Annotated in this window: 11 protein-coding genes and 2 pseudogenes; 9 read left to right on the top strand and 4 right to left on the bottom strand. The window is 62.1% G+C overall.

Features of this window, described 5'->3' with window-relative positions:
• Window positions 1–436 precede the first annotated feature (436 nt).
• Both AC5RUO_RS16465 and AC5RUO_RS16460 read left to right on the top strand, forming a co-directional pair.
• The gene (locus tag AC5RUO_RS16465) at window positions 437–2,419 is read left to right on the top strand and encodes a flavin-containing monooxygenase (protein ID WP_494011143.1); all 1,983 of its coding nucleotides are present in this window, start codon (window positions 437–439) and stop codon (window positions 2,417–2,419) included.
• Complete coding sequence (locus AC5RUO_RS16460; RefSeq protein WP_494104071.1) at window positions 2,416–3,819, top strand: carboxylesterase family protein; 1,404 nt, start codon at window positions 2,416–2,418, stop codon at window positions 3,817–3,819. Before AC5RUO_RS16465 ends, AC5RUO_RS16460 begins: the two co-directional genes overlap by 4 nt.
• A gap of 535 nt (window positions 3,820–4,354) precedes the next feature.
• Here AC5RUO_RS16460 and AC5RUO_RS16455 read toward each other — a convergent pair.
• Window positions 4,355–5,335, bottom strand: coding sequence for an NAD(P)H-quinone oxidoreductase (locus tag AC5RUO_RS16455; RefSeq protein WP_494104070.1), 981 nt, complete (start codon window positions 5,333–5,335; stop codon window positions 4,355–4,357).
• Window positions 5,336–5,536: 201 nt separating this feature from the next.
• Window positions 5,537–5,785 (bottom strand): annotated as a pseudogene (locus AC5RUO_RS16450) (aldehyde dehydrogenase family protein); the annotation flags it as partial.
• Between the two features lie 397 nt (window positions 5,786–6,182).
• On the opposite strand from AC5RUO_RS16450, the gene AC5RUO_RS16445 reads away from it, so the two are divergent.
• The 3 genes from AC5RUO_RS16445 (at window position 6,183) to AC5RUO_RS16435 (ending at window position 10,087) form a co-directional block, all read left to right on the top strand.
• Window positions 6,183–7,052: a VOC family protein gene (locus AC5RUO_RS16445; RefSeq protein WP_494011146.1), complete on the top strand. Its 870-nt coding sequence runs from the start codon at window positions 6,183–6,185 to the stop codon at window positions 7,050–7,052.
• Between the two features lie 180 nt (window positions 7,053–7,232).
• The gene (locus AC5RUO_RS16440) at window positions 7,233–8,594 is read left to right on the top strand and encodes an MFS transporter (RefSeq protein WP_494011147.1); all 1,362 of its coding nucleotides are present in this window, start codon (window positions 7,233–7,235) and stop codon (window positions 8,592–8,594) included.
• 185 nt (window positions 8,595–8,779) lie between these two features.
• Complete coding sequence (locus AC5RUO_RS16435; protein ID WP_494011148.1) at window positions 8,780–10,087, top strand: NtaA/DmoA family FMN-dependent monooxygenase; 1,308 nt, start codon at window positions 8,780–8,782, stop codon at window positions 10,085–10,087.
• A gap of 23 nt (window positions 10,088–10,110) precedes the next feature.
• Here AC5RUO_RS16435 and AC5RUO_RS16430 read toward each other — a convergent pair whose 3' ends face one another.
• Window positions 10,111–11,046: a LysR family transcriptional regulator gene (locus AC5RUO_RS16430; protein WP_494053208.1), complete on the bottom strand. Its 936-nt coding sequence runs from the start codon at window positions 11,044–11,046 to the stop codon at window positions 10,111–10,113.
• Between the two features lie 147 nt (window positions 11,047–11,193).
• Between AC5RUO_RS16430 and AC5RUO_RS16425 the strand changes: the two genes are divergently transcribed.
• The 4 genes from AC5RUO_RS16425 to AC5RUO_RS16410 all read left to right on the top strand — a co-directional run bounded on the left by AC5RUO_RS16425 (window position 11,194) and on the right by AC5RUO_RS16410 (window position 15,408).
• Window positions 11,194–12,786 (top strand): FAD-binding oxidoreductase, encoded by a 1,593-nt coding sequence (locus tag AC5RUO_RS16425; protein WP_494011151.1) that lies wholly within the window; start codon window positions 11,194–11,196, stop codon window positions 12,784–12,786.
• Between the two features lie 417 nt (window positions 12,787–13,203).
• Window positions 13,204–14,712: a 4-hydroxyphenylacetate 3-hydroxylase N-terminal domain-containing protein gene (locus AC5RUO_RS16420; RefSeq protein WP_494011152.1), complete on the top strand. Its 1,509-nt coding sequence runs from the start codon at window positions 13,204–13,206 to the stop codon at window positions 14,710–14,712.
• An 8-nt stretch (window positions 14,713–14,720) separates the two neighbouring features.
• On the top strand, window positions 14,721–15,233 hold the full coding sequence (locus tag AC5RUO_RS16415) for a hypothetical protein (protein WP_494011153.1): 513 nt from the start codon (window positions 14,721–14,723) through the stop codon (window positions 15,231–15,233).
• 25 nt (window positions 15,234–15,258) lie between these two features.
• On the top strand, window positions 15,259–15,408 hold the full coding sequence (locus AC5RUO_RS16410) for a hypothetical protein (RefSeq protein ID WP_494011154.1): 150 nt from the start codon (window positions 15,259–15,261) through the stop codon (window positions 15,406–15,408).
• 568 nt (window positions 15,409–15,976) lie between these two features.
• On the opposite strand, the pseudogene AC5RUO_RS16405 reads toward AC5RUO_RS16410, so the two are convergent.
• Window positions 15,977–18,630, bottom strand: a pseudogene (locus AC5RUO_RS16405) (trehalase-like domain-containing protein).
• Window positions 18,631–18,689 lie beyond the last annotated feature (59 nt).

Here is an 18,689-nt window from a genome sequence, read left to right as displayed (position 1 = left end):
TGGAGATTGGGATAATACATTATTGCTTGCAGTATGCATCCTGGGTGGCATACTGTTCACTAGGTGTGATGTGCAGGACTAGGGCTCGGGCGCGCTGGCGTTCCGTCCCATGTGGCGCCTACGGATTTTCGACGCAAGGAGAACTGTGAACAGCATCCAGGCTGTCCAGCGAGATGAGAGCGTGATCGGCACCCGACCGATCGCCTCACGGAGCCCCTGCGGCAAACCTCTGCCGGCATCCGGGCAACAACGTTTAAAGCCACCGCCCCGGCGGATCTTCAACCGGATCGCAATGTCCCTGCCGCGTTCTGACGAGTAAGAGCAGACTGTCCGGGGACGACGCACCTTCCTCGACGAACGGCTCCCCGGTCGACGGCTTAGCGCCGTCCGACCGCGCTTCGACCACCCTAACCACGTTTCATCTCGAGGAGATCTAATGGCAAGCAAGCCCACCAACGGTGATTTGTACTGGACCGAGGAGTACCCGGCGATCACCGAGTCAGATAAATCGCTGCAGGAGTACGCCGCAAGGGCTGAAGCTCCCGTGCTGCTGGCCGCGTTGGCCACAACCCTCCAGGACCTGTCCTATGTGCCGGCTGAACTATCCCCGCCGCTTCCCCCGCTGGGCACGGCGCTGCTGCCCCACGGAGGAATGTCGCCCGAACAGGTCAAACGTGCCCAGGACCTGGCGCTGACCGGACTAAAGCGGCTTAGAGATGAGGGAATCCGCAGCGTGCAGCAGCTGAGCGCCGAAGACGCGTCCGCGATCCTGGACTGGTTCACCGGCGGCCGCGCCGCCCGGGACCGGTCGTGGATGGGACAAATGAAGCATGAATTCGCCCCTGCTGCGGATCGCAACGGCTCCGCAAAGTGGAACTATGCTGACTACCCCGACCACCGGGCCGAGGCACCATTCACGACCCTGATCGTTGGCGCAGGAATCTCCGGCATCGCCGCCGCCTATCGCCTGCAGGAGGCTGGGCTGCCGTACCGCTGGATCGAGGCTTCCCACCGGTTCGGCGGCACCTGGTGGAAGAACCACTACCCGGGTGTGCGTTTGGACACCCCCACCTACGGCTACAGCTTCTCCTTCGCACAGCGGGTCGACTGGCCAAACCAGTTCGCCACCGGCGCGGAGGTTCTGGATTACTTGGAGTCCCTGGCGGACAAAGCCGACTTCACAGAGGCGATCGAGCTGAACACGTCCCTGACGCGCGCCGTGTGGGATGAGGAATCAGCCACTTGGAAGGCCACCACGCGCACCAAGGCAGGCCATGAGACCACCGAGAGCTACAACGCGATCATCACCGGTGTGGGGCAGCTGGACCATCCCTTCATTCCGGTATGGCCCGGACAGGCTGACTTCAAGGGAGTCCAGATGCACTCCCAGGAGTGGGACCACTCGGTGGACCTGAAGGGCAAGAAGGTGGCCGTGATCGGCACAGGCGCCTCCGCCTACCAAATCGTCCCAGCCGTCATCGGGGACGTGGACAAGATGTACCTGTTCCAGCGCAGTGCTCCCTGGATGCTGCCGGCACCGACCTACCACGAGCGAATGTCCGACGCTGCCCAGTGGCTGCACGAGAAGGTCCCGGCATACGGACAGCTGTTCCGCCTCTTCGTCACAGCCGGCGGTATTGAAGGGCGCATCCACATCGCAACGGCTGAAGAGGGCTGGGACGGTGCGCCACTGAGCGTCTCAAAGGCCAACGAGGAATTCCGGCAGGCCATCATTGAACGGATGCGCGAGCAGTATGAAGGCCGCCCTGACTTGCTGGAGAAGGCCATCCCGAATTACCCACCCTCGGCCAAGCGCATGCTCCGCGACAACGGCGTATGGGCCGCAGCCCTGCGCGAGCCGCAAACGGAGGTCATCACAGAAGGTTTAAAATCCTTCACAGAGAGCGGAGTGGTCACCGACGACGGACGAGAGCTCGATGTCGATGTCGTCATCTACGCGACCGGGTTCCGTCCGTCCGATTACTTGGACCCCATCAAGATCGTAGGCCGCAACGGCTTGGAGATCCATGACTACTGGGGCGGAGACGCCAAGGGCTTCGCGGGCATCACTGTTCCCAACTTCCCGAACCTGTTCATGCTGCTCGGCCCCAACACCGGCGGAGTGGTCGCCGGTGGACTGCACTTCATGATCGAACGTGCGGCGGAGTACGCCGTCGAGGCCATCCATCAAATCCTGGAACGCGACGTGCGTGCCCTGGACCTGAAGCAGGAAGCCCTCGACGAGCACATGGCCTGGGTCGACGCGGAGAGCGAGAAGATGACTTGGGGTCAGCCGTACGTCAAGACCTGGTATAAGAACAGGTTCAATCGGGTATCTCAAGTGTGGCCGTTCCACACCACTGAGTACTGGCGTATTACCGAGAATGTGAACAGTGCTGACTACGAGTTCCTGAAATGACAGCTCTCGATGTGACAGTCCAGTATGCCCGGCTCTCCGACCCGGATTACAGGTTCTCCGAGGCCGAGCCTGTCCCGGTAACGGCGGAAGGGCTACAGGCTTCCGTCGAGCCTCTGGCCTTCCTGCAACTGCCAGGCGCCCTGAACGCCCTGCTGGGGGCAGCAAACACCGAGCCCGCACAGTCGCACGATGCCTTCCAGTTGCGCGTGCAGGCACCGGAGATGGCGGAGGGGCTGCCTGTGGTGGTGTTTATTCCCGGCGGCGGGTTCACCACGGGGACGGGCAACGCCCGCTGGTTCACTGCCCCTTCCCTGGTCCACAATGACCGGTGCGTGTTGGTAACCGTCAACTACCGGATCGGCATCCTGGGACATCTGGGAATCGATGGAAACCCGCTTGACTCCCAGCGGCCGCTGCGTGACCTGACCGTGGCACTGCGTTGGGTGAAGAAAAACATCATCCTGTGCGGCGGGGATCCAGAAAAGATCACTCTCGCCGGCGACTCTGCCGGCGCATGGTATGCGTATGCGCTGTCCACTCTCGAGGAGACCCGGGGCTTGTTCCGTCGCACCGCACTGATCAGTCTCCCATGGGAGCCAGCATTGACAGCCGAACAGTACCGGGACAGGTGGGCACTGGCGACCAGCTCGCTGTCCGACTGCGGCGGACTCGCTGAGGCCTCGTGGGAATCGGTCCTTGGTGCCCAAGCTAGCCTCGCTCAAGCTTACGCCGGTCGCGGGATGCCATTGATGCCGGCGGTCGGCGGCGAACTGGATGAGGATCTGCATAATTACGCCACCACTGCACCGAAGCTACACGTGGAGTCCCTGGCGCTTCTCTCGACGTCCGAGGAATCCGCAGCTTTCCTGCTCTCTGCCCCTGAGACGGCCTTCTCGGATGAAGCCGCCGATGGCTTCACCCAGACCCGGTTCGAGGACCCGGAGGCGGTGCGCGCCTGGATCGACCTCAAAGTCCCGGGGGCGTCCGGCAAGGCCCGGATGGTGGAACTGATGACCCTACACCAGTTTCGGCTAGCGCACCTGGAGCTGGCCAAGGCCGCTGCAGTTGCCGGCATCACCGTGTATCTGGCTGGGTTCTCCGTGCAGAGCCCCCTGCCAGGCGCAGGCAGTCCCCACTGCATGCCGATGCCATTCCTGTTCGATTGTCTCCAGCAATGGAAGGATGCACCCATGCTGGAGGGGCTGGACCCGGAGAAATTTGCCACCACCTCGGAAGCCTTGAGGGGCTGGTTCGCCGGGTTCGTCCAAGAAGGCCGCATCCAGGTGGCCAACGGATATGGGAATCCCTTCACTGCCTCCAACCCCCTCCGTCTGGAGTTCGACGGCGGCCGACCCCACTACGAGATTCCCTCCGAGCTGGGGCTGGTCGCTCGGCGCTGAAAGAGAGCCCCGCCGCCTGGTTCGTGAGCCGGAAACCCGGCAAGGCCCAGGACCACGCTTCTTGTTCCACAATCCAAGGGGAGAGCCGTGGGGATGTCCCTATGACTTTTCTATGTCTGCCAGAGCACTGTCCGGTTCGGTGGCGGCTGTCGTGGGTCCTGTAAAGGCGCGGGCGAGGTAGCGAGTGAGAAAGTCCTGGTCACAAGGCGTCGACCTTTTGCCGCGAGGCAAACATGCGCAAAATCTGGTCCGCCAACGTCGAGGTCAACGGCGGCGGAGTCGCCGCAGAAGGCTTCCTCCGCGCAGTCTCGGACCTGATCCGGACCACAGCTACACCAACGTCTCCACCTCCTCCGGCAATTCCGGATCCAGCCGATCCCGCCAAGAGGCCAAGGAAAGAGTCTTCGACGTCTCCAACATCGCCGAAGTCGGAATCTTCACGTCGCTTTCCGCCGCCGAAAAAGATCGCCGGCGGCAGAGACAAGCAACGGGTGCCGCCTTCGAATACCCAATACATGCGACACCCTCCACTGCTCTAGTCGGTTTGTCGGCAATCCAGCAGAATCTTGCCAATGTGGGCCTTGGTTTCGAAATGGGCGTGCGCCCTGGCTGCTTCAGAAAGTGGGTACACCTTTTCTGTTACCGGTCTGATGGCCCCGGCTGTCAGGAACGGGAGGACAAGACGTTTCACGCTTGCCATAATGGCTGTCTTCTGTTCGGGGGAGCGGTCCCGCAGCAGGGTCCCTGACACGGACGCCTTCTTCTTCATCAGGGCCGCTAAGTTCAAAGTGCCTTCGGGCCCGCCCTGCATGCCGATGGTCACGATCCGTCCGAATGGCGCAAGGGCCTCAACATTTCTCGGCAGATACTGTCCTCCGACAGTATCGAGGACGATGTCTGCGCCGCCTTCAGCGAGCATCCTTTTGGCAAAGTCCTCCTTCTCGTAATTAATCAAGACGTCCGCGCCGAGACGACGGGCCACCTCGAGCTTCTCCTCGCTGGATGCGGTGACTGCTACCCGCCCTCCCAGGGCCTTGATGAGTTGGATGCCGAAGACTCCGATACCCCCTGTGGCTCCGTGGATCAGAACAGTCTCACCGGGAGCGAAACGGCCTGTGTCACAAATATTCGAAACCAGTGTGGCTGCAACCTCTGGTACGCCCGCCGCTTCGATCAACTCGATACCCCTCGGGATCGCGAGGACATGGCCCGCGTTCACGGCGACGTATTCTGCGTATCCGCCGGAGGCGAGAAGCGCCATGACTTGGTCGCCTTGGACGAAGCCGTGGATACCCGTGCCCCCTTCTGCAATGGTTCCAGAAACTTCCATTCCAAAAATTTCCGAGGCGCCTGGAGGAAGGTTGTATCGTCCGAGCCGCTGCAGTGAGTCGGCCCGGTTCAAACCTGCTCCTGCTACGCGAATGAGAACCTCTCCGTCCTGTGGAACCGGGTCCGGGAGCTCCTCCACAACGAGGGTTTCCGGGCCGCCGGGTGACCTAAATCGAACAGCTTTCATGATTCGTATTCCTAGTGCCTAAGAAGCTTCGGTAGTCATCACCAACGGGCTCGAACACGTCGAATGGTGGGCGCATTCTGATCCGGCTGCCGCCTTTTGCATGGAGGCCGCGGCAACTCCGACAACGCAGATTATTCGAACATTAGTTGATGCTGCCTTAATGAGGTCAAACAGTTCCCCGTTGCGGGCCAGCATCCGCAGTTACCGTTGCGGCGGGCCGGTGCCGACTTCGCGGCTGAGGCCGGATTGTTTGACGCCGCCGAAGGCTGCTGCGGCGTTGGAGACGACGCCGGCGTTGAAGCCGACCATGCCGAACTCGATCTGTTCCGCGGCGGTGCAGGCTTCGCCCATGTTGCGCATCTTGGCAGCCATGGCTCCTTCCACGGCTTTGTCCAGGTCTGCGTCTTCGAAGACGATGAACGGTGCGTTGCCGCCAAGTTCCATCGAACTGTACGCGTCCTCCCGCTGCAGGTCATCAACTGTGGGCCCGGCACCAAAGCATGCGAACGGCGTCGTGCCTTCCACGTGGTGGTGGCCAGTCGGCCCGTGGTGAGGTTCCCGGCGGAACCTTCCACCCCGAGCACATCGCCGGGCTTGACCACGGACGCGCCGGCGGGGGTGCCGGTGAGGATGAGGTCGAGTCCGAATCGTATACGAAACTCTGCAGGACGTTAGGGCCCTAGTCAAGCGGGGACTTGCACCGTTCTTCGACGTTTTGTTTTTTTCCTGGATTATCTATTCTGACTACGATAGTGTTTTATATTGATGTTGAAGCGGGTATCACGCTATCCGTAAGGGCTGTGCGAACGAGTAGGAGACAAGGATGTCTTGGGGATTGATAAGTGCCATGGGGCACGTAAGCATTCAGACGACGGACCTCGCTAACTCGGTATTTGACGCGACCCAGATCCTTGGACTCCGGGAAACGGAACGGACCTCCGATGCCGTGTACCTCGCCGCCGGCAACGTCCACCATGAACTGGTTTATGTCGAGTCTGATGTCAACGGCGTTGATGGTTTCGGCCTGCTCGCGGCCAATGGCGATGCGTTGCGGGAGATCCGGCGGCGCGTGGAGGACGAGAACTTGACGATCCTCAGCAACAAGCCCCGCGGGGCTGGTATTGAGGACGGTTTTTCTTTCATCGGGCCCGAGGGCTTCCTGTTCGAAATTTACGTAGGCATGCAGGAGAACATCGCCCTCCAGCAGTCCTTCGGCCCGGACCGGTACGGCCACTTCAACTTCCACCCCCGGGACGTCGGCGGCATGATGCGTTTCCTGCAGCGGGTGCTGGATTTTCGCCTTTCGGACGTCATCGGTGACGACTTCGCCTATTTCATGCGCTGCAACCCTGACCACCACGGTATTGCCCTGGTCCGCGGCGAGGGAACCCTGCACCACCACGCATGGCAGACGCAAAGCATTTCCGATCTCGGAAAGCTCGGCGACCGGCTGAACAAACTGGGCCGGGAGCTGATTTGGGGCCCGGTACGACACGGTGCCGGCCATAACATCGCCGCATACTACGTCGAGACCTCCGGGGCTGTCGTCGAGCTTTACACGGATCTGGAACAGATCTACGACGACTCCCGCCCTCCGGTCGTGTGGGGCGAGGACGAAAATTGGTACAACATGTGGAGTTCCTACCGCCCCTTGGACTTCCGCAATTTCGGCCTCTCACCCGTAGATCGCCGGTCCCTCAGCAGCCTCCACCGCTGAGTATTTCGTCATTCCGGCTGTGCCGGCCCCTCCTCCTGCCCGCTTAAGCACTTTGGCCAGCGTTATGCTTTCTTGAGTAGCCTCGCCCTGTGATCTGCATCATGCGTACGGGGGATGAAGGTTCGGGACGTAACCAACAATGCCGTCGGAACGAACTCTCACAGCTTTCGAAAAGAGATCATGTTGAACCCGAAAACCACCCGGAAAAGCCAGATGCCGGTGGACGTTGACTCAGGCAGGAAAGTACCTGCCGTCGACTCACTGAACACTAAGGACATGCGCCGCATCCTGGGTTCCAGCCTCATTGGCAGCATTATCGAGTACTACGACTTCATTCTTTACGCTACTGCTGCTTCCCTGGTGTTTGACCGGGTTTTCTTTGCCAACTTGGGCCCCGGCCTATCCCTGTTTGCCTCCTTTGCGACCCTTGCGGCCGGATACGTTGCCCGGCCTCTCGGTGGTATCGTCTTTGGCCACTTCGGCGATCGCCTGGGCCGGAAAAAGATGCTGGTGCTGTCGATGCTCATGATGGGCGGCGCCACCGTCCTTATCGGGCTCCTGCCCACCACGGCGCAAATCGGCGTTGCGGCGCCTATCATGCTTGTCCTTCTGCGCGTCATTCAGGGCATTTCCGTTGGCGGAGAGTGGGGCGGCGCCACTTTGATGGCCCTGGAGCACGCGCCTGCAAAAAAGCGCGGCCTCGCCGCAGCGTTCGCCAACGCCGGCGGACCGGCGGGCGGGCTGCTGGCCACACTGGTGGTTTCCGCCGTTTCCGCGTTGACCGGGGACCAGTTCCTGGTCTGGGGCTGGCGGATACCGTTCCTGCTCAGTGCCTTCCTGATCCTCATCGGCATGGTCATCCGCCTCAGGGTGGCAGAGACGCCCGTATTCCAGAAGCTCGAAGCCGAAGCCGCTAAAGTCAAGCACCCGCCTTTGCTGGAGGTGCTCCGGCATCATCCGCGTGTTGTCGTGGTCACCCTCGTGGCTACGTTGGGATTCTATGCCTGCCAGGGGCTGCTAACGGTGTGGGGCGTCTCCATGGCTGTTGGAAGCGGCGTTGACCGCTCCGGCGTCCTGAACTGGAAGGGAGTCGCCGCCGTGGTGACGGTGGCGGTCTGCTTTTACTCCGCACGCCTCAGTGACCGGATCGGCCGGCGCACTGTCCTTACGGGCGCGGGCGTGGCGGGCATCGTCCTGGCATTCCCACTCATCTTGCTGCTTACAAACGGGACTATGTGGGGCTTTGCCGTGGCAGTCGTGGTCGGCAATGGGCTGGTCCAGGGGGCCCTTGCCGGACCAATCGGCGCCTACATCTCCGAGCAGTTCCCCACCGGCGTCCGCTATACCGGGGCGTCCCTGTCCTATCAGGGCGCCTCAATGATCGGCGCCGGTTTCACCCCCATGATCGCCACGGGCCTGGTTCTCGCAGCCGGTGGGAGCGTGTGGATGGTAGCCGTGTTCTGGATCGTCATCTTGGCAGCAGGTCTCGCCGCTGTGCGCCTCACCCGTGAGGGCTCACGCCTCAAACTCGACGCGGTCTAAACCTGCACAAGGGAAGGCTTCCAGGGCTGAAACATGATGCCCCGAGTGCTTCCGCCTCAGGTGACTCCATTGTCAGTTTTTTTGAACTCATTATGCTGAAACTTCTGCCTTTACGAGGGTACCGGTTGCCCGCATGCTGGAGACAGCGAGGCGCTCGGATTGGCGCCTAACGAAAGGAACCACGCATGAAGCCTAAGAATCACATGGTGCTCACTACCTTTATGCTGCCGGCGGGTTATCACAAGGACAGCTGGCGGAAGGAAGGAAGCCGGGCAGAAGAGCTCGGCAACCTGGACTTCGTGGCAGACCTAACCGCGATGGCCGAGGCCGCAAAGCTTGACGCCGTCTTTTTCGGCGACATCGTGCACGCCAACACGGTGATGCGGGGCGACATCAAGATGAACGGGTTCTACGAACCCATGACCGTGCTCGCAGCCTTGGCGGCCAGGACAAAAAACATCGGCCTGATCGGCACCATGTCCACTTCCTTCTGCGAGCCGTACAACCTGGCCCGGCAGCTGTGCGGCCTGGACCACATGTCCAATGGCAGGGCTGGCTGGAACATCGTCACGTCGTCTGACGGTTTCAGTAACTATGGCGTGGAGGACGTTCCGGACCCGGCGGTGCGTTACCGGCGGGCCACGGAGTTCGTGGACGTGGTGCAGCGTCTCTGGGACAGCTGGTCCGATGACGCCGTCATCGTGGACAGGGAATCTGGTGAGTACGTGGACCGGAGCAAGCTCAAGGCCATCCGGCATAAGGGCGAGTTTTTTGAAGTCGAAGGGCCCATCAACATGCCGCGGTCGCCGCAGGGGCGTCCCGTGCTGGTCCAGGCGGGATCCTCAGGCCCGGGCATGGACCTGGGTTCCTCGGTGGCGGACGGGATTTACACCGCCCAGCCGTTCAAAGAACCGTCCATCGAGTTTTACACCAAGTTTAAGAACATGGTGGCTGAGAAGGGCCGGAACCCCGACGACGTCAAGATCATTCCGGGTATCCTGCCCATTCTCGGCGACACGGAGAAGGAAGCGCAGGACCTTGCCAACGAGCTGGCCAGCTACGTGCACCTCGGTAACGGCCGCAAGCAGGTGGGTGCTGACCTCAAGATGGACCTGACCGAGTTGGAGTTCGATGAGTCGATCCCCGCCGAGTGGTTTTCCGATGACCCCCGGCTGGGCAGCAGGTACCAGATATACCGCAAGAAGAGCGTGGACATGGGCATGACGCTGCGCGAGCTGATCGTGGACCTGGCCCGGTCCACCGGGCACCAGTGGATGGCCGGCACTCCCTCGCAGGTGGCTGACCGCATGGTTGACTGGTTCGAGTCGAAAGCGTGCGACGGTTTCAACCTCAACGCTCCCTTCAACCCGGGCGGATTCAAACTTATCTGCGACAAGCTCGTCCCGGAACTTCAGGACCGCGGCTACTTCCGGTCCGAGTATGAGGGCAACACCCTGCGTGAGAACCTTGGGCTTTCACGCCCCTCAGCGTAGAGGGGCGGCGCAGGGCCGGCCGCTTAAGAGTCGGCAGATCTGAAGCGTTCGACGGCCACATCCACCCAGGCCTGTGCGCGTGCGTTCAACCGCATGCTCCGCGTCCAGGCCAGCGACACAGTGGCTTGGGCGCGGGTATGGATCCGCGGCTCGGCAACCCGCTTGAGCACAACCTTTAGCTCCTCGTATGGCGCGTCCAGCATGGGTTGCTGGAAGAGCACGGCAACGCCACGGCCACTCGCTACCAGCGATCGGACTGTGGCGTAGCTGCGGGAGCGGTGCCGGATGTCCGGCGTCAGGCCGGCAGCGCGGTACATCTCGAGGATGCGCGTGGAGATGGGAGGAGCGTCGAAAAAGATGAGCGGACTGTCGGCTACGTCCCTGAGTGCAACCACCTCCGCTTCGCGCTGGGGATGGTCCGCCGGAAGCAGGATGTACGGCTCTACGGACAGCAACGGGGCCGTCTTGAGCGCAGGGGAGATGTCCATGTCGAATACGAAGGCGGCGTCGATGGAACCGTTGAGCAGGCGCTCCTGCAGATCCTCGTGGTACCCCTCAATGAAATCGACCTCCACGTGCGGGCACTGTTCCGCAAAATCGGCCAGCATCGGGGGAATGATGGTGGGCCCCAGCGGCATAAAGCACCCGACGGTCAGTGGACCGCGGATGTCAGTCCTGGCGCGTTTGGACAGCGACGCGATCTCATCCGCAAGTTCAAGCAGTTGGCGCGCCTGCCTGAACACCACGATGCCCGTCGATGTCAGGGTGAGCCCCTTGGACTTGCGCTTGATGCACAGCTGGGCCCCGACAATTCGCTCCAGTTCCGCGATGGACATGGAGATGGCCGACGGCGCCATGTGTAGCCGCCGTGCTGCCTCGCTCATCGTTCCGGTTTCGGCCGCCACGACAAAGTGCAAGACCTGGCGCAGCGTAATTGAGGGGTTCAGGGCGATGTTCACATTGTCAATATTACTGACGACCAAGAGCGAAAATAGACGATTTACTTGAGCAGTTCAGCTTGCCATCATAAAAGAAACGGCGCCGACGACGGCGTCCCCGCCGTCGCAGCAGCGGCAGCACCCCTTCCCGAAAGTGACGTAACGTAAATGGACGCCCAAGCCACCTTCCTCGACCAGGCAGAAGCAATTGTCGGCCCCGGCAACGTTGTCCGTGCCACGCCCAAAGACGGCTACATCGACCCGTATCCCCTCAATCCCGGGCGGGCTAAGTGGCCTGGCGTGCGTCCTGGGAGCGTGGAGGAGGTCCAAGCCGTGGTCCGGCTCGCCAACGACACCGGCGTTCCGCTGTGGTCCTTCTCCAAGGGCAAGAACCTGGGTTACGGGGGACCGGAACCGCGCAGCCGCGGCATGGTAGCGCTGGACCTGAGCCGCCTCAACAAAATCATCGAAGTGAATGACCATCTTAACTACGCCGTCATCGAGCCCGGTGTCAGCTTCTTTGACCTCTTCGAACACATTCAGGAAAACGGGCTGAAGCTTTGGATGTCCGTTCCCGCCCTCGGCTGGGGATCGATCCTTGGCAACGCCCTCGACCGCGGCTACGGCATGACCCCGATGGGCGACCATGTGCAATCCATTTGCGGTATGGAGGTGATACTGCCGGACGGTGAGCTGGTGCGTACAGGAATGTGGGCCATGGACGGAACGGAACTCGGCCCCATCTTCAAAGGCGGATTCGGACCCACACTGGACGGTATCTTCACCCAATCAAATCTCGGCATAGTCACCAAGATCGGCCTTTGGCTGATGCCCTGGCCGGACGTGTACATCAACGGCGACGTTGTGGTGGAGCGCGAGGAGGACATGCCCAAGCTGGTGGACATCCTGACCCAGCTCCGGCGCGAGGACGTCATTCAGAACAACGCCCTGTGCGGCAACGTGGTTCGGGCGGCCACCATGAACGGTCCGCGGTCACGCTGGTACCAGGGGGAGGGGTCCATTCCGGATGACCGTCTGGAGGAAATGCGCCAGGAAATGGGCATTGGCCAGTGGAACGCCAAGTTCGCGATCTACGGCGACAAGGGACTCGCCCAACGCAGGCTTGAGATCATTCGGGAACGCTTCGCCGGGCTTGAAGGGTTTACCGTCAAAGCCAGGCTCTATGAAGGTGCCGAAGGCGTACAGGTCGCCTATGACGACATTGCTGACATGGACCGCACTCAAATGGCCGGAGTGCCCACCCTGAAGCCCTTGTCCACGGTGGCATGGGCGGCGGAAAACGGCGGGCATATCGACGCTGCCCCCATCATTCCCGCCCGAGGGGAGGAAGTGTGGGCGTTCTATCGAGAAGCCAAGGAGCTGTACCGCCGGTTCGGCTTTGACCTGTACATCGGTTACCACCTCTACCCGCGCCATATGGTGCACGTGACCATGATCTTCTTCGAAAACGATAACCAGGAGCAGTTGGCGCGCGCACGGGCTCTCTACTCAGCGTTGCTGGCAGCAGCCCGTAGCCACGGGTACGCGCCCTACCGCAGCCATGTGGACTACATGGATGTCATCGCTGACGGCTTCGACTACAACAACAACGCCATCCGTCGGCTCCAGGAGACACTGAAGGACGTGCTGGATCCCAACGGCATCCTGGCGCCCGGAAAGCAGGGGGTCTGGCCCCGGCGGTACCGCGAGGTCGGGGCGGAAGCCTCGGACGGCGTCGCCGAATCGGCTGTCCCGCTTTAGAACGCCTGTCCAAAGCAGCTTCCGACAGGTTGCGGCGACGGAAGCCATCACGGAGAAGGGGCCGGACGCTGGTGAAGCAAACCAGCGTCCGGCCCTTTTCGCTACAGGACCGCCAGTAGTAGCCCCAGGGTGCGCTCCTGGAGGTGGACGCGTGCTCCTTTTGCCTTGCAGCGGCGTGTCCAGGGCTTGTACATGGATTCGAACAGCATCCGCCGGGAAATCCCCCTACGTCGAGTTGTTCTTGCACGGCCGCCTGTACCTCGACGATTTGATCGCCTGGAAGATTCCGCTCAAGGACATTAATGAGGCATTGTCAAATTCCAGCTTTTTATATAATATTCCATCAGAATGCATTTTGCATGGGGAGTGTTGGGCTATCTCGTCCAATTACTTGCGCCAGCTGAGAAGGAGTTCGAAGTGACAGCACGCACCGGAGCAGAGTACAAGCGGGGCCTGGACGACGGCCGAGAGGTATGGCTGGGGTCGGAGCGCATCTCCGTCCTTGAGCACCCGGCCTTTAGAGGATCGGTTGAAGGCATGGCCGGCTACTTCGACTACCAGCACAAGTACGCGGCGGACTGCCTGAGCACCCACCCGGAGACCGGCGAGGCCATGAACGTCAGCCACTCGCTGCCTAGAAACGCGGAAGACATAGTGCGCCGCCACCGCGCCTTCGACCGCCTGGCCCGGTACTCCAATGGCATGCTCGGCCGCACGCCGGACTACGTCAACGTGGTCCTGGCCGGGCACGTGGCCCGCAAGGACATCTTTGACCGCTCCGGGGACCCGGTGTACCACCAGCGGCTGGCGGCATACCAGCGCGAAGTCATCGAAAAGGACCTCGCACTGACCCACACCATTGTGCACGCCGCGATCGATAAGAGCGTCGGCGAACTGCAGGGCATGAACGAGGAACTCACCCTGCGCGTGATGAAACGGACTGAGCAGGGCCTCATCGTCAAGGGCGCGAAGATGCTCGCCACCCTCGGCCCCATCGCCGATGAGCTGTACGTCTACCCGGCAGTGCCCATCCAAAAAGGCTTCGAGGAATACGCAATCTCCTTCGCTATCCCCGTGGCCACCCCCGGCGTTGTCGCCATTTGCCGGGACCACTACGGCGTGGACGCGGCCCTGGAGGACAAGCCGTTCTCCTCACGTTTCGACGAACAGGACGCCGTCATCATCTTTGATGACGTCTTGGTGCCTTGGGACCGCGTGTTTATTGACGGCAACCTGGACGTCTACAACTCCATCAACGCAGGCACCGCTTCCGGCAACACGCAGCAGCAGACGGCCATCCGCGCGGCCGTGAAGCTGGAGTTCGCCTACGATCTGTGCACGCAGATTGCCAAGGTGACCGGGACTGAGGGCAAGCCCGATGTCGGCGCGATGCTCGGTGAAATCTACACCTACCTGCGGCTCACCCGGGCGGCCATCCATTCGGCGGAACTTCGGGCCTCGGACTGGGGCGGCGGAGCGTACTTCTGCCACGACGACATCAGCTCCCTGCGGGCCATCATGCCGGGCTGGATGATTCGGATCAACGACATCATCAAGTCCATGGGCTCGCACAACCTGCTGGCAACACCCACGGGCGGTGCGTTCCACGATCCCCGGCTGGGCCCGCTGCTGGAAAAGTACCTCCCCGGTGCCAACGGCATCAGCGCCCAAGAACGCGCCCGCATTATGCGCACCGCCTGGGACTTCGCCGGCTCGGCACTGGGCAGCCGGATCGAACTCTACGAACGTTTTTACCTCGGCAGCATCGGCCGCGCCCGCGCCCTGGACCACCGCAAGGCCCAGGCAGCGGGGGAGACCGGTGCCTACCATGCCATGTTCGCGGAAATCGACGATACCCCCGCTGGGCCCGAAGGCGAACCTGACGCGTCCGCCGGTGACCGGATCACCGTCGGGGCCAGAGTCTAGGTTCCGCCATGCCGGCGCAGACAGAGGAGGCCGCCGGCCCCGGAAGCAGCCTGGAAAACACGACAGGCATCGTGGCCGGGCATGTCACTGGCACCGGCTTCGAGGCCTTCGACGCCGCCAACGTGGCCGGGGCCAAGAGCCGGATCATCGATTCGCTGGGCAACATCGCCGCGGGCCACTACGCCCAGGGCAACGACGCCACCCTGAACCTCGCCCGACGCTGGGGCGGCGCTGAGGAAGCAAGCGTCTGGTCCACGGCATCCGCCTGCCAGCGCACAACGCGCGGTGGTTTACGCGGTGATGATGCGGTCCTACGACCTCGAGCCAATCGGTGCGCAGTACGGGGAGCGGACGCCGTCCGCGGCCCAGATCAGCGGGACCACTATTCCAGTGGCCCTGGCGGTCGCCGAGCAGCAGCGCTACTCGGGGGTGGGGACCTGCTCACCGCACTGATTCTGAGGGACCACCTCGCCTCACGCCTCGCCGCAGCTTCACCGCTGCGGACCTGGAACGGCTGCTGAACTCCGCTTGGAAGGGAAATACCGCATGATTTTTCTGGCACATCAGCTGAGACTGCTGTCCCACCTCAGCTACAAGCAGGACCTGGCCCTGTGGGAAGCCGAACTGGCGGCCCCCACCATCAGATTGATTTCGTCCGCCTGGGTGGGCTGGTATGAAGCAGAGCCCGAGGCCTGAGAGAGGAGAATTCGCCGGCGGAAGCCCGCCGTCGCCTCGGGAGCAACTTCACCGCTCATCCAGGTGCATACCAGCCTCGCCCGCCCGCCTTGCCCACAGCGGTGCACAAGACGTTCAAGCATCCGATCGGCTGCGGGACCTAGCGTCCACGTGGAAGAGTAAATTGCGAAGCAACGCTGAGCTCCTCTCGTTCCGGTCCGGCGAAGAAAGTGATGAGGCTCTCCTCGAAGCCCGGAACGGATCGGAGGACTGGAAGGATGAGGTCACTGGCCAGTTCCGACGGTGTCATGAGTCGTCCGGTCCTGGTGCGCAGCGCCAGAACGTTTAGTTGGGTGATGCCGCATCCGGCCAGCACGTGGTCACTTTGAAACTGAATGAGGTGGGCCGCCGTCGGGTCCGCCCGACGATCGCTGCCGGAGTACTGCTGATGTCCAGATCTATTCGGCACCACTGGTCCTGGACGTTATCTATCTAGTCTATGGATTTCAGCCACCCTCCCCTCTCGCAGGCGGGCGTATTAGTCGCTGTTCCTTGAGTGGCGGTGTGCCAGGGGTTTGCGGAGCGGGGTTTAGCTCTCTTTGCTTTGGTGCCGGTCTAGCAGCTGGGCGCAGCGGATCAGGCCCAGGTGGGAGTATGCCTGAGGGTGGTTGCCCAGGTGCGTTTCGCTTGTGGGGTCATATTCTTCGGGCAACAGCCCGGTGGGGCCGATGAGATTAACAAGCTGGCCGAACAGTACATCGGCGTCATCGGTGCGGCCTACCGCGAGATAGGCCTCGATCAGCCAAGTCGTGCAGATATGGAAGCCGCCTTCCAACCCGGGCAGCCCATCGTCGTAGCGGTACCGAAAAACGGTGGGTCCTACTCGCAGTACGCGCTCGACGGCATCTACTGTTTTCAGGAACCGTTCATCGGTTACATCTAGCAGGCCGGAGAGGCCAATATGCAGGACGGCCGCGTCCAGGTCGGGGCTGTCGTAGGCCACGGTGTACGACGCGGATTCCTCGTTCCAGCCTTGTTGGAGGACTTCGGTTCGGATGGTGGCAGCGGTGGTGCGCCAGAGCGGATCAAGTACCCGTCCGTGACGCTCGGCGGTGCGTACGGCGCGGTCCAGGGTGACCCAGCACATCACCTTGGTGTAAACGTGGTGGCGCGGTGGCCGCCGGGCTTCCCAGATTCCGTGGTCTGGTTCGTGCCAGCGAGCCAGGACCGCCGCGGCCATCTGCTCCAGCAGTTGCCATTGGAAATCGGTCAAAAGACCGTGGTATTCACTGAGACTGTGGATCAACTCTGCTATTGGCCCAAAGACGTCCAGTTGCACCTGGTGGTCTGCAGCATTCCCAATCCGTACCGGGCGCGACCCGGCATAGCCTGGCAGGCTTTCGATGGTTGCCTCGCTGGCCATCGAGTTCCCAGTTACGGAGTAGAGCGGGTGTAGCCATTCCGGGCCTGGAGCCTGGTCCAAAATTCGGCCTAGCCATCCCAGGAACCCGTCGGCCTCGTCGGTGGAACCAAGATCCACGAGTGCTTTAACGGTCATGGAACCGTCACGCAGCCAGCAGTACCGGTAGTCCCAATTACGGATTCCGCCGATTCCCTCGGGCAGGGAGGTGGTGGGGGCCGCCAACACTCCGCCGGTCGGTTCGTGCACCATGGCTCGGAGCACCAGCGCGGAACGCTTAACCAGCGAGGGTTTGACCGCAGGAAGCTTCAGCTTGCGTACCCAGGCCCGGGAACTAGCCGCGACATCGGCCCGGCGCGCTGGCTCGCCGACGGTATCGAGCACAAAAGTTCCGGTGTCCCCGCAGCGCAGGTTCAGGACGACCGGCCCGTTGTGTAGGTCCACGTCTGCAGTGGCGGTTGCATGGCGGTTATCGGTTCTGACCGTGAAACTGACTCCAGGGGCGTGCAGGATTATTGGATCGGCGGTGCCGAGCACGTGCAGGTCAGTACCGCGGACCTCCATCGTGAAGGGGGCGTTCGTGTAATCCGGTCGTGGCGCAAAGACGATCCTGGCCGCGCCTGTGCCGGCAAGCACCCGCACCAGGCTGGTGAGACCTTCCGGAGAGGGTTCCAGGTAGTCCGTCACGGTTATATCCGCCCAGCGGGTCTCGACGATCATCGTGCTGTCCACATAGCGTTGCCCGAGCACCCGCGATGCCTGCACGGGCTCAACGCTGAAATGCCCGGCCGCGTCGCCGCCAAGAATGTGCGCGAACACGGACCCGGAATCCGGCAGCGGATGGGTCATCCAACAGATCTTCGCATCCGGGGTTACCAGTGCGGTGGAGGAGCCGCTCCCCAGTAGCGAATGGCGTTCCAGGCCCACGGCGTCCTCGCCGAAAAGCCAGGCCCTGCGCAATTCGAACAGCACGGCCAGGACCATAGCGAAAGCATCCGGATCCGGCAGCCGGTGTCCGTTCCCGGGCCCGGGCCCGACCCGCAGGCCCAGGTCCGGACCTCGCAGTGTGGTGAGGGCGTCCTCGTCGCTGGGGCCGTCCCCGGCATAGAGCGTGGCGCTGATGCCCAGCTGGGATCGCAGGCGTTCGAGGGCTCGGCCTTTGGCTGGCTCCACCAGGGACAAATCCAGGACGGACCCGTCCACAATGAAATACATCCCGCGGTCCCGGGCAATCCGTTCCGCTTTTGCGGTCACCCGGGCAGCGACGTCCGATGGTTTCCCCATCAGACGCACTGACACCCCTGCGGGTTTCCGATGGATCCTCTCGATCCTGAAATCCTTTTCGGCCCTCACTACTTCCGCCAGGGCGTCGGTGACTTCTTGCAGGATTGGCGTTGTGGTAGCAGGCTGGTCATAGACAAAATCCATGTCAAATTCGGCACCGTGCGAACCCACAAGGTGGACTTCGGCCGGCAGCCGAGACACCGCCGCCAAATCCCGCAAGGAACGGCCTGAAATTACCGCTGCGTGCGTGTTGGGCAGCGACGCCAGGGCGCGGAGGGCAATCGAGGCATTGCCGACCTGCAAGGACACCTGGAGGTCCCCTCGTCGGCAGAAAGTGTCCCGCCATAGTTGCAGGCCACCAGCAGGTACGGAGTGCGTGCCAGCATCTTCAGCTCATTGAGCAGCTGCGGCGACAGCTTATTTCCCGCCGGATCAGACTGGATCAGATCTCTTAGCAAGTCCTGCGGCAAGGAGTTGGAAAGCAGCCCGGAATATTCCGCGGACCGACTGGCCGGCCGCCAGCCACCAGACGTGGTCATGAAGGTTCTAGCCCTCAGCCAACGGCCCGGCAGCTGAAGTGGCCGCCGGTCAGAACCGA

Source organism: Arthrobacter sp. Y3221087, from assembly GCF_059089905.1.
This window is presented reverse-complemented; position numbering and strand designations above follow the sequence as displayed.